Source organism: Bradyrhizobium sp. SBR1B (assembly GCF_014198205.1).
Classification (GTDB): domain Bacteria; phylum Pseudomonadota; class Alphaproteobacteria; order Rhizobiales; family Xanthobacteraceae; genus Bradyrhizobium.
Map to the genome: position 1 here is coordinate 1 of NZ_JACIHC010000025.1, position 12,201 is coordinate 12,201.

A 12,201-nucleotide genomic window follows, 5' to 3' on the forward strand; every position below is an offset into this window, starting at 1 on the left:
ACTGCTGGCAGGCTCGTCGGCCATTTCTACATACACAATGGCGACGATTCAGGCTTCGTTTGCGAACGCGGCTGAGTTCTTCAACAGCCTGCTAGTCGTCGCCGCGGCTGCAATCCTGCTCGGGCGAACCATCAAGGGGTTCGAGATTCGTGTCGTCGGCGCAGCGCCCCGCGCGGCCCGGTTCGGCGGCTTCAACGCCAATCAACTGATCATCCTGACCTTCGCGATATCAGGCGCGCTCGCAGGGCTCGCCGGCATCATCGAGGTGGCAGGTCCGGTCGGACATCTCCAGCCCGGCATCTCACCCGGCTACGGTTTTACTGCGATCATCGTCGCCTTCCTCGGCCGGCTGAACCCGCTTGGAATATTAATTGCAGGCCTTTTCCTCGCGCTGACTTTTATCGGCGGCGAGCAGGCGCAGATCGCGATGAAGATTCCATTGGATGTCACCAAGGTCTTTCAAGGCATTCTGCTGTTCTACGTGCTCGCCTGCGATTCCCTGATTCTCTATCGCTTCAAGCTGAGCTTCCCGAACCGTCAGGTGGCCAGTGGAACTCATTGAAGCCATCATCCTGGCCGTGCTCGCCGCGTCCACGCCGCTCCTGATCGCTGCGACCGGAGAGCTCGTGACCGAGCGCTCCGGTGTGCTCAATCTCGGCGTCGAGGGCATGATGATCGTTGGCGCGGCCTGCGGCTTTGCCGGCGCCTGGCTCACCGGATCGGTCTTCGTCGGCGCGCTGTTCGGCATCATCGCGGGCACGATGATGTCGCTGATCTTCGCATTGATGGCCCTCGGGCTCGCCGTCAACCAGGTGGCGACGGGACTCGCACTGACCATCCTCGGCGTCGGGCTGTCCGGACTGATCGGCGCCGGCTTCGTCGGCGAGCGCATCACGCCGGCGGTCCATCTCGCCATTCCGGGCCTCACCGACATCCCGCTGGTCGGGCGCGTGCTGTTCGGCGAGGATGGCTTCGTCTACTTCTCGATTGCACTCGTCGTCGGCGTCTGGTGGTTCCTGTACCGCACGCGGGCGGGATTGATCCTGCGCGCCTGCGGCGACAACCACGTCTCCGCACATGCGCTCGGCTATCCCGTGCTGCGTATCCGCACCTTCGCCGTGATGTTCGGCGGCGCCTGCGCCGGCCTTGCCGGCGCTTATCTGCCGCTCGCCTATACGCCGTTCTTCATTCCCGGCATGACCGCGGGCCGCGGCTGGATCGCACTGGCGCTGGTGGTGTTCTCGTCCTGGCGGCCGGGCCGGCTCGTGATCGGCGCCTATCTCTTCGGGGCCGTGACGATCCTGCAATTGCATGCGCAGGGCTGGGGCATCGGCATTCCCTCGCAATTCATGTCGGCGCTGCCTTATCTTGCGACGATCATCGTGCTGGTCCTGCTTTCCCGCGCGCGCAGCGGCGGCTCGACCGCACCCGCCGCGCTCGGCACCGTGTTCGTGCCGGACCGCTGAATTTCATTTCCGCGGCGCGCGCGATGGGGCGCGCAGGTTGCGGATCGTGGCTTTCCCCTGACGTTTGGAGATCGATGATGAGGAAATCACTTCTTGCGCTGGCCGCCGGACTCCTGCTCGTCGGCAGCGTCAGTGCAGTCTCCGCCGCCGACAAGCTGAAGGTCGGCTTCATCTATCTGGGTCCGATCGGAGATTTGGGCTGGACCTATCAGCACGATCTGGCGCGGCAGGCGCTGGTGAAGGAATTGGGCGACCAGATCGAGACCACCTATCTGGAGAACGTGCCAGAAGGCCCGGACGCCGAGCGCTCCATCGAGCAGCTCGTCCGTGCCGGCAACAAGCTGATCTTCACGACCTCGTTCGGTTACATGGATCCGACGCTGAAGGTCGCGAAAAAATATCCGAACGTGCATTTCGAGCACGCGACCGGCTACAAGCGCAATCCGAACATGTCGACCTACTCGGCCAGATGGTATCAGGGCCGCTACATCCAGGGGCTGATCGCGGCCAAGATGTCGAAGTCCGGCGTGCTCGGCTATATCGGCTCGTTCCCGATTCCGGAGGTCGTCTCCGGCATCAACGCGACGATCCTGGCGGCGCAGACCATCAAGCCTGACATCAAGGTCAAGATCATCTGGGCCAACACCTGGTTCGACCCTGGCAAGGAGGCCGACGCCGCCAAGGCGCTGATCGACCAGGGCGCCGACGTGATCATGCAGCACACGGATTCGCCCGCCGCGATGCAGATTGCCAGCGAACGCGGCAAGCTCGCCTTCGGCCAGGACTCCGAGATGATCAAGTTCGGGCCCAAGACCCAGCTGACCTCGATCCTCGACACCTGGGGCCCCTATTACATCGAGCGGGTCAAGGCCGAGCTTGCCGGCACCTGGAAGTCCCAGGACAGCTGGGGCGGCCTCGACAGTCACATGTTCGCGATGGCGCCCTACACCAATATGCCCGACGAGGTGAAAAAGCTCGCCGAGGATGCCCAGGCCGCGATCACTGCAGGCAAGCTGCATCCGTTCAAGTGCCCGATCGTTGGGCAGGACGGCAAGCCGGTCGAGTGCAAAGGCGGCGATCACCTCGACGACGGCCAGATCCTCGGCATGAATTTCTACGTCAAAGGCATCGACGACAAGCTGCCGGGCAAGTAGCACGCTTCTTGCTTAGGCTAGATCACCTGCTCCTCCCGGAGGAGGTTCGGAGGGGGTGGCCAGAAGCACCCGGCACTTGTGGTCGCCCCCTCTTTCATCCCATCCGCATGAGCCGCGCCGCCGAGCTGTGGCGGCGGATGAGGTCTGCCACATCGAGGCCGGGGATCGCGCCGTCGATCACGGCCCATCGTCCCCCCACCATCACCCGGTCGGCCCGATGCGCCCCGCACAGCACCAGCGCGGCCAAGGGGTCGCCATGGCCGGAGAAGCGCAATTCGTCGAGCCTGAACAGCGCGAGGTCCGCGGCCTTGCCGACCGCAATCTCGCCGAGTTCCGGCCGGCCGACGCAGGCCGCGGAGCCCTTGGTGGCCCAGCGCAGCGCGTCCTTGTGGCTGACCTTGGCCACGCCATAACGCGCCCGTTGCAGCAGGAACGCAGCCCGCACCTCCTGCATCAGGTTCGAGCCGTCGTTCGAGGCCGAGCCGTCGACACCGATCCCGACGCCGGCCTCCTCCATCTCGCAGACCGGGCAGCAGCCGGACGCCAGCAGCTGGTTGCTGCACGCGCAATGGCTGATGGTCGTCTTCGCCTTGCCAAGCCGCTTCATCTCGTCGGCATTGAAGAATATGCCGTGGGCGAGCCAGGTCCGCGCATTGAGCCAGCCGCATTGCTCGAGATAGTCGAGTGGACGACAGCCATACATCTGCTGGCAGAATTTGTTCTCGTCCTCGGTCTCGGCGAGATGGGTGTGCAGGCGCACGTCCAGCTTGTCGGCGAGATCGGCGGTGGCGCGCATCAGCGACGTCGTCACCGAGAACGGCGAGCACGGCGCCAGCGCGATCTGTACCATCGCATCGGCGCCGCGCTGGTGGTGCCTCGCCACCACGCGCGCGCTGTCGGCGAGGATCGTGTCCTCGTCCTGCACGACGCTGTCAGGCGGCAGGCCACCGTCCCGCTGCGACAGGTTCATCGAGCCGCGCGTCAGCAGCACCCGCACGCCGAGACGACTTGCGACGCCGACCTCGATATCGACGGCATCCTCGAGACCCGCGGGGAAGACGTAGTGATGATCCGTCGTGGTGGTGCAGCCCGAGAGCAACAGCTCGGACATCGCCACGGTGACGCCGAGCTCGAGCGCCTCAGGCGTCAGCCTCGCCCACACCGGATAGAGCGCCTTGAGCCAGGGGAACAGCTCCCGATCCATCGCCGCCGGCAGCGCCCGGGTCAGGGTCTGGTAAAAATGGTGGTGGGTGTTGATCAGGCCCGGCAGCACGACATGTGCGCTCGCATCGAACACCGCAACATCGGCGGTCGCAGGCGTGGCGCCGGCCGGCACCAGCTCGACGATGCGACCGTCCGTCACGACGATTCCGCGCTCGGCACCGTCGGCGAGGACGGCCAGGGGATCCCTGATCCAGATCGGCTTTGTGTCGCTCATGATCCCGATTCTCCTCATACCCGCTGACAGGCCAGCCGAGTAAACGCTGGCTCGATCACCTTCGCGCCACGACTTGCTTGTTGCGACTTGGCTCCGGTCTTGCAAGAATCATCGACACGATTCACCGGCGGAAGCTTTGGCGCAGCCATGGATTTGAATACCATCACGACAGTGGCCCGTCCGCAAACACGGACACAATTGCCGGCCTGGACGGCAGGCGACGCCTGGCTCGCGGGCGGCACGTGGTTGTTCTCGGAGCCGCAGGTCCATCTGAAGCGGCTGATCGATCTGACCGATTTGAAATGGCCGGCGCTGACGATCACAGACAGCCATCTCTCCATCGCCGCCACTTGCACGGTCGCGCAGCTCGACGGACTTGCCTGCCCGTCCGACTGGCTCGCCGCGCCGCTGATCAACCAGTGCTGCCGCGCCTTCCTTGCCTCGTTCAAGATCTGGAAGACCGCAACCGTCGGCGGCAATCTCTGCATGTCGCTGCCGGCGGGACCGATGATCTCGCTCACCGCAGCGTTGGGCGGCGTCTGCACCATCTGGAAGGCCGGCGGCGGCGAGCAGAAGATTCCTGTCGTCGACTTCGTCACCGGCAACCAGCGCAATCGCCTGACGCCGGGCGACCTGCTTCGCCAGATCGATATTCCGATTGCCGCGCTGAAGCGCCGCACGGCATATCGCCAGATCTCGCTGGCGCCGGTCGGCCGCTCGGCGGCGCTCCTGATCGGCAGCCTCGATGCCGATGGCACGCTGACGCTGACGGTCACCGCATCGACGGCGCGGCCGATCCAGCTGTCCTTTCGCCGGGCCCCGGACGCGAGCGTGCTGCGTGACGCGATCGTCCAGCAGATCACGGATGACCTGTACCACACCGACATCCACGGCCAGCCGCTCTGGCGCAAGCACATGACATTGCGGCTCGCGGAAGAGGTTCGCCGCGAGTTGCTGGGGGCAATGCCGTCATGAGCTTCGAGATCAACGGCAAACCGTTTGCGCAGGAACCGCGCGCCGGCCAGTGCCTGCGCACGTTCCTGCGCGAGCTCGGCCATTTCGGCGTGAAAAAGGGCTGCGACGCCGGTGACTGCGGCGCTTGCACCGTGCTGCTCGACGGCGAGCCGGTGCACAGCTGCCTGATCCCGGCGTTCCGGGCCGAGGGACGCGCCATCACCACGATCGAAGGTCTGGGCGGAGACCACGGCACGCATCCGATGCAGCAGGCTTTCCTCGACGCGCAGGGCTTTCAATGCGGCTTCTGCACCGCCGGCATGATCCTGACCTGCGCCTCGCTGAACCAGGCGCAGCGGACCGATCTCGGCGCGGCGCTGAAGGGCAATATCTGCCGTTGCACCGGCTATCGTTCGATCGAGGACGCATTGCTCGGCAACACCAATGTCGAGGCGAGCGTCGAGGCCGGCGCCGCGTTTGGCCGCAGCCTGCCGGCGCCCGCAGGCCCCGACATCGTGCGCGGCGAGGCGCGCTACACCTTCGACACCGCCATCGACGGACTGCTTCACGTCAAGCTGGTGCGGTCGCCGCATGCCCACGCCAGGATCGTCGCGATCGACAAGTCGGAAGCGCTGAAGGTTCCCGGCGTGCACGCGGTGCTGACGCATGAAGACGCACCTTCGATGCTGATCTCGACCGCGCGGCACGAGATGGACTGGATGGACCCCGAGGACACCCGCGTTCTCGACGACGTCGTGCGCTTCATCGGCCAGCGGGTTGCCGCCATCGTCGCCGAGAGCGAGGCCGCCGCCGAGGAGGCCTGCCGCCGGCTGAAGCTCGATTATGAGCTTTTGCCTGCGCTGATCGAGCCGGAGCAGGCGATGGCGCCCGGTGCGCCCATCATTCATCCCGACCGCACCACCGCGAACCGCATCGCCGACGCCCAGCGCAACCTCGCTGCGGAGACACATGGCGAGTTCGGCGACGTCGCGGCGGCGCTCGCGACATCTGCCGTCACCTACGAGGCCACCTTCCACAGTCATCGCGTCCAGCATGCGGCGCTGGAGACCCATGGCGGCCTCGCCTGGCTCGATACTTCCGGCGTGCTCAATGTCCGCACCTCGACGCAGGTGCCGTTCCTGACCCGGCGCGCGCTGTCGGACATCTTCAAGCTTCCTCCCGACAAAGTTCGCGTGTTCTGCGAGCGCGTCGGCGGCGGCTTTGGCGGCAAGCAGGAGATGTTCGTCGAGGACATTCTGGCGCTCGCTGCGCTCAAGACGGGACGTCCGGTGAAGCTGGAGCTCACCCGCGAGGAGCAGTTCATCGCGACCTCGACGCGGCACCCGATGCGGGTCAACATCAAGGCCGGAGCGGATGCCGACGGCAAGCTCACCGCGCTCCAGCTCGACGTGCTCTCCAACACCGGCGCCTACGGCAATCACGCCGGCCCGGTGATGTTCCACTCGCTGTCGGAGTCCATCGCAGTCTACAATTGCCCGAACAAGCGGGTCGACGGCTACGCCGTCTACACCAACACGGTGCCGGCGGGTGCGTTTCGCGGCTATGGCCTGCCGCAGACGTTGATCGCGATCGAGGCCGCGATCGACGAGCTGGGCGAGCAGCTCGGCATCAACCCCTACGAGATGCGCCGGCGCAACATCGTGAGGGACGGCGATCCCATGCTGTCGCCGCCGCCGTCCGAATTTCACGACGTGCTTTACGGCTCCTACGGTCTCGACCAGTGCCTCGACCTCGTCGAGCGCGCGATGCAGGCTGACGGCCCGCAGCCGGACCTGTCGCCGGACTGGCTGATCGGCGACGGCGTCGCGCTGACCATGATCGACACCGTGCCGCCGGCGGGCCACCTCGCCGACGCGACGATTACGCTCAACGACGACGGCGGCTTCGATCTCACCGTCGGCACCGCCGAATTCGGCAACGGCACCAGCACCGTGCACCGGCAGATCGCCGCGACCACGCTGGCGACCACCGTCGACCGGATCCGCTTGCGCCAGTCCGACACCGCCCATGGCGGCCACGACACCGGCGCCTATGGCAGCGCGGGCATGTTCGTCGCCGGCAAGGCGACGCATGCGGCTTCCATTCAGCTCGCGACCGAGCTGAAGGTGGCCGCCGCCGGCGCGTGGCTCTGTGACATCGGGAGCTGCGTGCTCGAGGACAATGCCGTCGTCAGCGGCGTCCGGCGCATGCCGTTTACGGAGCTGGCGAAGCTCGCGCGCGAGCACGGACAGCCGTTCGCAGGCAGCGGCAATTCCACCGGCACGCCGCGCTCGGTCGGCTTCAACGTCCAGGGTTTTCGCATCGCCGTGAACAAGGCCACCGGCGAGCTCAGGATACTCCGGAGCGTCCACGCCGCGGACGCCGGCATCGTTGCCAATCCGATGCAGTGCCGCGGTCAGGTCGAAGGCGGCGTTGCGCAGGCGCTCGGCGCCGCGCTCTACGAGGAGATGGTGATCGACGCGACCGGCCGGGTCACCAACCCGAAATTCCGCGACTACCACCTGCCTTCGTTCGCCGACGTCCCGCGCACCGAAGTGTTCTTCGCCGAGACGTCCGACACGATCGGTCCGTTGGGTGCGAAGTCGATGAGCGAGAGCCCGTACAATCCGGTCGCAGCCGCGCTCGGCAACGCGATCGCGAATGCCACCGGCATCCGCTTCACCGCGCCACCGTTCAAGCCGGACCGGCTGTTTCCGGCGCTGCTCGACAAGTTTGGCGGCTCCACTGGGACGCGATAGCTCGACCACGGCGACGCTGTTCTCCCTCGCCCCGCTTGCGGGGAGAGGTGAAGAGCGCGCCTCGCATTTAGCTGCCGCGATAGGTCGAATAGCTCCATGGCGTGACCAACAGCGGCACGTGATAGTGCCCCTCTGGCTCGCTGACGGCAAAGCGCAGCGGGATCTCGTCGAGGAACGGCGGATCCGACAGCGGCACGTTGCGCTCGGCGTAGTATCTGGCAACGCTGAATTTGAGCTCATAGCGGCCGATCGGCAGCGGACGGCCGCCGATCAGCGGTTGATCGGTGCGGCCGTCCGCATTGGTGACCGCGCGCGCGATTACACGGCTCTCGCCGAGGCTTGCGAGCTCCACGAGCTCGACCGGGATGCCGGACGCCGGCTTGCCGACGTGGTTGTCCAGCACATGGGTCGAGAGCCGGCCGTGCACCTTCAGCCTGTCGTCGGCCATGACGAGCTGATCCAGCCGCAGCGCGGAGATGCGGCCGATCTCCTCGATCGCGCGCCGAGTCTCGGTCTTGGCGATATTGCGTAATCGCGTCTCGAAGTCGCGCAGCACGGAATCCCGGGTGTGACGACGCACGCAGACGATATAGGGGAAACCGAACTTGTCCCGATAGGCGCTGTTGACGCGCTCGAACGCCGCGTATTCCGCATCCGACAACCGGTCGAGGCCGGCGCTGTTCTGCTCGTCGGTCGATTCCGCCGTCAGCCCCGCCGCGCGCTGGGTCTTGCTGGCGAGATCGGGATGCGCCCGGATCAGCGCCAGTTGCGCGTCGGGTTCGGCACTCTGGATCGCCGCCATCAGCGCTGCGTGCAACTGGTTGACGCCCGCAAACGGCCGCTTGTCGGCGAGCTGCTCCGCGATCCACGGCGAATATTCGACGACATTGGCGAGCGCCGCGACGAAATCGGCCTTGCTTGCGGCATTGAGATCGGCGAGCGAGATCTGCGACATCGTCCTTCAACCGATCTCGAATGCGTCGGCCGCAAGATGAGCATGCTTGTCGTGCCAGTGCTGGGCGATCTGCAAACGCGTCGGCACCCAGACACGCTCGTGCTTGCCGATATAATCGAGGAAGCGCATCAGGCCCGCAGCGCGGCCGGGTCGGCCGGCGAGACGGCAGTGCAGACCTACCGACATCATCTTCGGCGCGGTTTCGCCCTCCGCATAGAGCACGTCGAAGGCGTCCTTCAGATAGGTGAAGAACTGCTCGCCCTCGGCAAAGCCTTGCGGGTTGATGAAGCGCATGTCGTTGGCGTCTAGCGTATAGGGAATGACGAGCTGCTTGCCGCCCGCGCTCTTGACCCAATAGGGCAGATCGTCGGCATAGGAGTCGCAGAGATAGAGGAAGCTGCCCTCCTCCATCAGCAAACGGTTGGTGTTGATCGAGGACCGCCCGGTGTACCAGCCGAGCGGCCGCGATCCGGTGGCCTCAGTGTGGACGCGGATCGCTTCCGCGATCTCGGCGCGCTCCTGCGCCTCGGTCATGTCCTTGTGCTCGATCCATTTCAGGCTGTGGCTGGCGATATCCCAGCCCGCCTCCTTCATGGCGGCGACGATCTCGGGGTTGCGCTTCAGCGCGCTGGCGACACCGAACACGGTGGTCGGCCAGTTGCGTGCGGTGAACATCCGCCACAGCCGCCAGAAGCCGGCGCGCGAGCCATATTCGAACATCGATTCGATATTGGCGTGGCGCTGGCCCGGCCAGGGCTGCGCGCCGAGCACGTCGGACAGGAACGCTTCCGAGGCGCGGTCGCCGTGCAGGATGTTGTTCTCGCCGCCTTCCTCGAAATTGACGACGAACTGCACCGCGACCCGCGCGTTGCCGGGCCACTCTGGGTGCGGCGGGTTGCGGCCGTAACCGCGGAGATCGCGCGGGTAGCGTGTGTCAGCCACTCAGACTTCCTCGAAGCGGATCGGCAGCGCGCCCTTCCACAGCACGCTTTTGCCCAGCGTCGCCAGATTCTCCAGGCCCGAGGTCAGCGTGATGAAGTGGTTGCCGGCGAGCTGGCCCATCTTGCTGGCGAAATGCACGCCGCCATAGGCCAGCAGGATCTCGGTCTCGCTGATGCCGCCGGGATAGAGGATGATCTGGCCCGGCGCGGGATAGCTGGTGTGGTTCTCGTAGCCGACGCCGAAATCGAGATCGCCGAGCGGCATCCACACGCCTTCGCCGCTCCAGCGCACATGGATGATGTGGCTTTCGAACGGCAGTGCCTTGCGGAAGGCGGCGACGGTCTTGGGCGCCAGCTGCTCCTCGAAACGGGCATCGAAGGTGAAGTCGCCGGCACGGATAACGAGTTTGCTCATCTCATCTCTCTGGATCGGGGCCGGTGGCCCCACGGATAATTTTCAAGCAAAGAGCACTCCCGACAGTTTCGCGCAAGGGGCGCGGACGCATCACCTGCGGTCGTAGGACCAGCCGAAAATGCCGCTCCGCCGCGTCTCCGGTTCCGGCTCGGCGGCCGGCGGAGGGGCTTCCTTCAGTTCCGCCCGCGGCGGCGGGGGCGGTGCCGGCAGGGTCTCGCATTTCATGGAGTAGACCAGCTTGCCGTCTGAGGTACGCCCGATCGGGGCACAGGGATCGGGATGTCCGGCCGCGGTCTTCGGCGCCAACTTGACTTGCGCGGCCGCCGGTGACGCCAGCAGCAGCAGGACCAGCAGATATCTCGACATCATTGTCGCCTGAAAGCTCGATTGGCCATTGAACCGGATTGAGGCGGGCAAGTCCATCGGCGCCGGAGGGCGCGATTGCCGAATATTTAGCCGTGTCCCGGACAAGCCGCAGCGCTTCTTGCCGCTGCTGCGCATAGCTCGGATCCAGATGGCGATACGGTACGACGCGGATGGATGGGCCCCGGCTCTGCAGCGCACCGCACCGGACGATGCTTCGCATCGCCGGGGACGCTGCGCTGCGTCCGGGGCACGAGAGCGGATTGTGGCGCATGCTGTCTCCACATGTCATTGCGATGCTCCAGTGCATATCCCAGCGGCAGTGCCGTAGGGTGGGCAAAGGCGCATAGCGCCGTGCCCACGATCTCCGTCCATAAGCGACAAGGCGTGGGCACGCTGCGCTTTGCCCACCGTACGAGATCGAGCTTGTGGCACGCAGCTCGGCTCGCAGACACGCCTTCCCGATCTCGCGGCGCAATTCGCCCGAGCTTTGCTTGGTCTCGCGACCCTCTAAATCCAAGAGGGCGCAGGGAAGGCCGGGTGCTGGCTCGCACCCGCGGTCCGCTGCGCAATAGGCACACGCAGAAGAACCGCACAGCAGCATACAGGTGGTGCCGATCACTCGGCCTTCCCTGCGCGGTGGTTGGACGGCTTATGCCGTGATCTCCCGGGAGCCGACCATTCCTTCTGGCCTCCCTCGCCCCGCGAATTTGGATGATGCAGTCTGCCCGGTTGGGCTCGCTCGCACCTTCGCAAGGACTTGACCGTAGCAACGACGGCCAGGACCACACGGTTTTGCCGTACGCACGGCCCGCCATTTCGCCGCAGTTTTTCCAGCCCTGTCGACGGAGCCGGAAACTTACAGACGAGACGAAGCCTGGCAGCGCCGCTCATCCGCACGAAGCCTCGGGCTCACAGGGACTACCCGCCCTGCCCGCGCCTCTCGTGCCGACGCTGCCGCGTCCACCGCAAGCCCGGCTCGCGACAGTGACGACCACATAGTCGCCCCTCTTGGGTCAGCCGGGATGGACGACACATACGTCGAAACCGAATTTCGGTAAAGTGGAATATTTTTAGCGAAGCGGATTGACAGCGGGCGACACAGGCTCGGCCCCGTAGCCCGGATGGAACGCCAGCGTAATCCGGGACGGTGCGAGATGCCGGGCGGGCGGACCCGGATTGCGCTTCCGCCGTCGCTCTTCGAGCTATGGCGGACAAGTCGCTTCATCCGGGCTACGAGCGTACCGACGCATCAAAAAAGGGCGGCACAAAGTACCGCCCTTTTCGCGCAACCCAATCCGGGCCGCGTTGAAAACAGCCGCTCAGTAGCCCGGATCGTAATAGAACGGACTGCCGCCGCCGTAATAGCCTTGACCGCCATAATAGCCGGGACCGCCGTAGTAGGGACGCGAACCATAATAATAGCGGTTCTCGTAGTAGTCGCGGCGCCGCTGCTCGGCGATCACCCCGCCGATGATCCCCGCCGCGGCGCCCATGAAGGCGAGGCCTGCGGCGTTCGACCCGCGCCGATAATAGTGGCGCCGCCGGGCGCTGAAATCGGTGACGTCGGAGGAGCCCTGCCCTGCCGTGACGGGCTTTCCAGACACCGCCCCGGGGGACGCCGCAGCCGAGGGCGATGCGGAGGTTGCGACCAATGCCAGGCTTGCGAACGCGGCCAGCACCATGTTGCGGCCGGCTGCGGAAATCATGGGTCTCACAGTCATTTTGACCTTCCTATAATCTTGCCGATGCTCTT

Annotated in this window: 11 protein-coding genes; 5 read left to right on the forward strand and 6 right to left on the reverse strand. The window is 65.6% G+C overall.

Translation table 11 applies throughout. The features are described from left to right. From GGD61_RS36050 to GGD61_RS36060, 3 genes are all read left to right on the forward strand, one after another. Positions 1-562: ABC transporter permease (locus GGD61_RS36050; RefSeq protein ID WP_409362485.1), on the forward strand; the 562-nt coding region annotated here is incomplete at its 5' end. Continuing rightward, positions 549-1,466, forward strand: coding sequence for an ABC transporter permease (locus GGD61_RS36055; RefSeq protein ID WP_018319150.1), 918 nt, complete (start codon positions 549-551; stop codon positions 1,464-1,466). The genes GGD61_RS36050 and GGD61_RS36055, both read left to right, overlap by 14 nt. 77 nt (positions 1,467-1,543) lie before the next feature. Next, positions 1,544-2,620 carry a BMP family ABC transporter substrate-binding protein gene (locus tag GGD61_RS36060; RefSeq protein ID WP_183232129.1) on the forward strand — a complete coding sequence of 359 codons (1,077 nt, stop codon included), beginning with the start codon at positions 1,544-1,546 and terminating at the stop codon, positions 2,618-2,620. 94 nt (positions 2,621-2,714) lie between these two features. Here GGD61_RS36060 and GGD61_RS36065 read toward each other — a convergent pair whose 3' ends face one another. Next, positions 2,715-4,058 carry an 8-oxoguanine deaminase gene (locus GGD61_RS36065; protein WP_183232107.1) on the reverse strand — a complete coding sequence of 448 codons (1,344 nt, stop codon included), beginning with the start codon at positions 4,056-4,058 and terminating at the stop codon, positions 2,715-2,717. Positions 4,059-4,205: 147 nt separating this feature from the next. Here GGD61_RS36065 and GGD61_RS36070 point away from each other — a divergent pair, with 147 nt between their 5' ends. Both GGD61_RS36070 and GGD61_RS36075 read left to right on the forward strand, forming a co-directional pair. Next, entirely contained in the window at positions 4,206-5,033 is an 828-nt protein-coding gene (locus tag GGD61_RS36070) for an FAD binding domain-containing protein (RefSeq protein ID WP_092261787.1), read from the forward strand. After that, positions 5,030-7,771 carry a molybdopterin cofactor-binding domain-containing protein gene (locus GGD61_RS36075; RefSeq protein WP_183232108.1) on the forward strand — a complete coding sequence of 914 codons (2,742 nt, stop codon included), beginning with the start codon at positions 5,030-5,032 and terminating at the stop codon, positions 7,769-7,771. Before GGD61_RS36070 ends, GGD61_RS36075 begins: the two co-directional genes overlap by 4 nt. A gap of 67 nt (positions 7,772-7,838) precedes the next feature. Here the strand turns inward: GGD61_RS36075 and uraD are convergent, their stop codons facing one another. From uraD to GGD61_RS36100, 5 genes are all read right to left on the reverse strand, one after another. After that, on the reverse strand, positions 7,839-8,726 hold the full coding sequence (uraD, locus tag GGD61_RS36080) for a 2-oxo-4-hydroxy-4-carboxy-5-ureidoimidazoline decarboxylase (protein WP_092261789.1): 888 nt from the start codon (positions 8,724-8,726) through the stop codon (positions 7,839-7,841). A gap of 6 nt (positions 8,727-8,732) precedes the next feature. Next, entirely contained in the window at positions 8,733-9,668 is a 936-nt protein-coding gene (puuE, locus tag GGD61_RS36085) for an allantoinase PuuE (protein ID WP_183232109.1), read from the reverse strand. Next, complete coding sequence (locus GGD61_RS36090) at positions 9,669-10,082, reverse strand: DUF3830 family protein (protein ID WP_014493672.1); 414 nt, start codon at positions 10,080-10,082, stop codon at positions 9,669-9,671. It abuts the gene before it with no gap. A gap of 90 nt (positions 10,083-10,172) precedes the next feature. Further along, positions 10,173-10,448 carry a hypothetical protein gene (locus GGD61_RS36095; protein WP_183232130.1) on the reverse strand — a complete coding sequence of 92 codons (276 nt, stop codon included), beginning with the start codon at positions 10,446-10,448 and terminating at the stop codon, positions 10,173-10,175. Between the two features lie 1,319 nt (positions 10,449-11,767). Then, positions 11,768-12,169, reverse strand: a complete 402-nt coding sequence (locus tag GGD61_RS36100) for a hypothetical protein (RefSeq protein ID WP_092261791.1) — start codon at positions 12,167-12,169, stop codon at positions 11,768-11,770. Positions 12,170-12,201 lie beyond the last annotated feature (32 nt).

Bases quoted from the DNA above. Each gene is read 5' to 3' on its own strand.
- GGD61_RS36100 (WP_092261791.1), bottom strand. From the start codon at position 12,169: ATGACTGTGAGACCCATGATTTCCGCAGCCGGCCGCAACATGGTGCTG.
- GGD61_RS36075 (WP_183232108.1), top strand. From the start codon at position 5,030: ATGAGCTTCGAGATCAACGGCAAACCGTTTGCGCAGGAACCGCGCGCC.
- uraD (WP_092261789.1), bottom strand. From the start codon at position 8,726: ATGTCGCAGATCTCGCTCGCCGATCTCAATGCCGCAAGCAAGGCCGAT.
- GGD61_RS36060 (WP_183232129.1), top strand. From the start codon at position 1,544: ATGAGGAAATCACTTCTTGCGCTGGCCGCCGGACTCCTGCTCGTCGGC.
- GGD61_RS36065 (WP_183232107.1), bottom strand. From the start codon at position 4,058: ATGAGCGACACAAAGCCGATCTGGATCAGGGATCCCCTGGCCGTCCTC.
- GGD61_RS36090 (WP_014493672.1), bottom strand. From the start codon at position 10,082: ATGAGCAAACTCGTTATCCGTGCCGGCGACTTCACCTTCGATGCCCGT.
- GGD61_RS36095 (WP_183232130.1), bottom strand. From the start codon at position 10,448: ATGTCGAGATATCTGCTGGTCCTGCTGCTGCTGGCGTCACCGGCGGCC.
- GGD61_RS36070 (WP_092261787.1), top strand. From the start codon at position 4,206: ATGGATTTGAATACCATCACGACAGTGGCCCGTCCGCAAACACGGACA.